Here is a 739-nt window from a genome sequence, read left to right as displayed (position 1 = left end):
CCGGCGCGCTGCTGGCGCCGGCCGTGTTCGACGCGGTGACCGACCGGCCGCTGCACCTGCTGCTGTGGCAACCGGTGACCGTGGGCAAGCTCCAGCTCCAGCAGTTCATGCGGCTGCGCGTGGCGGCCGACCTGATCGGCGGCCAGGCCAAGGGCGCCGTGCAGGCGATGCGCAACCAGCTCGCGCGCGGCGAGCCGGTGGAGATCGCCGGCTACCTGCTGGCCCCGGCGCTGGCCGAGGGGCTGGACGCCGCGCAGCTCAAGCCCTCGCCGCGCGTGGCGCGGGTCGCTTGGCTGGAGCTCTCGCCGCGCGAGGACGCCACGCTCACCCCGGCCGCGTCGATGGCCGTGCAGGCCTGGCAGGCCCAGGGCGCCGAGGTGCGCGCGGCGGTCTGCCAGGGACCGTCCTTCTGGGCCGCGACCGAGATCGAGGAAGCCCCCCGCCTGATCGAGGCCAGCCTCGCCGCGCTGCGGGCCGAGGCTGACTTCGCCGCGGCGCCGCCGAGGCCATCGCCGCATGAGCGCGCTCGCCGCCACCACGCACCGCGACAGCCTGCTGCGCATCGACCTGCGAGGGCGCGTCGCTGGTCGCCTGCTGAGCGAGCCGGCCGAGGCCACCGCGGCGACAGCGCCCTCGGACACCGGCGTGCTGCTGATCGTCGGCGGGCCGCAATACCGCGTCGCAGCCACCGCCAATTCACGCTGCTGGGCCGCGCGCTGGCCGCCGCTGGCGTGCCCTG

General features: G+C 76.6%; 1 pseudogene. It reads left to right on the top strand.

Annotation, left to right across the window (positions count from 1 at the left end):
* Positions 1 to 23: 23 nt before the first annotated feature.
* Positions 24 to 739: pseudogene (locus FUT87_RS24490) on the top strand (hypothetical protein); the annotation flags it as partial.

This window comes from Mitsuaria sp. TWR114, assembly GCF_007997345.1.
Note: the sequence above shows the minus strand (reverse complement) of the source record. Positions and strands in the feature narration are given on the sequence as shown.